The 824-nt window shown below is 28.6% G+C and carries 1 protein-coding gene; it reads left to right on the top strand.

All coding sequences use genetic code 11. The features are described 5' to 3' along the window. Positions 1 to 623, top strand: a 623-nt coding sequence (locus tag IV513_RS15550; RefSeq protein WP_209391461.1) for a hypothetical protein, incomplete at its 5' end; no start/stop codon positions are given. Between the last annotated feature and the right edge of the window lie 201 nt (positions 624 to 824).

Raw genomic sequence — 824 nt, 5'->3', positions numbered from 1 at the left:
GTTACCTGCAATTTTATCCAAAAAACCGCACAATGAGTGAATTAAATAAATTTTATTTAGAATATGGTAAATTTATCATTCACTTTGAAAACATTAATTTTCAAATGTGTTATATTATAAGAAAAATATGCACAAATAATAATATGTTTGGTGACGAGGACAAAAGGATTGATATATTATTAGAAGGAATTACAGCAAATCCATTATTATCTAAATTTAGGAGCATATTAATTACGACAGACATATTTGAAAATCCTGATATAAAAAAGTTAATTGACAATTTCATAAAAAACTTCACAAAAGCAATTGAAACTAGGAATTTTATTGCGCACGGAACTTTTTTTGCAGGAGATGCTTTAGGAAATATTAATAATTTTGAAGTTCGGAAACCTAAATTAGGAAGTAAAGGATATCAGCAAAATGTAAATACAATTTCAATTGATGCATTAAAAAAATTGAATTTCGATATGCAAAAATTGGAAAATTTCATAGGTTATTTTAATAGGTATTTAAGTAAAAACAGCCCGGAAAACTTCAAAAATAAAATATATGATGAAATGAGAAGTAATTTAGAAGATGTGAATCTGACTTTGGATATAATAAACAAATCAATAGAATATTAAAAACTGCAGGTAACATAGTATTTGCAAAAGGCGGGATTGAATATTTAATAGAACCATCAGTTGCATTTAGTCGCGCCTGCTTTTTCGTTCCACAATTTTTTTGTAGTTTAGTTCCACGAAAAAGCATTCGCTTCGGTTGTTCGAAATTGAACCGTTCGTCCAATTTAGCCCGCCCTTCGCAAATACTTTTTCCGTTAGGCG

Origin of the sequence: Chryseobacterium sp. RR2-3-20 (assembly GCF_017808115.1) — a bacterium.
GTDB lineage: Bacteria > Bacteroidota > Bacteroidia > Flavobacteriales > Weeksellaceae > Chryseobacterium > Chryseobacterium oryzae.
Note: the sequence above shows the minus strand (reverse complement) of the source record. Positions and strands in the feature narration are given on the sequence as shown.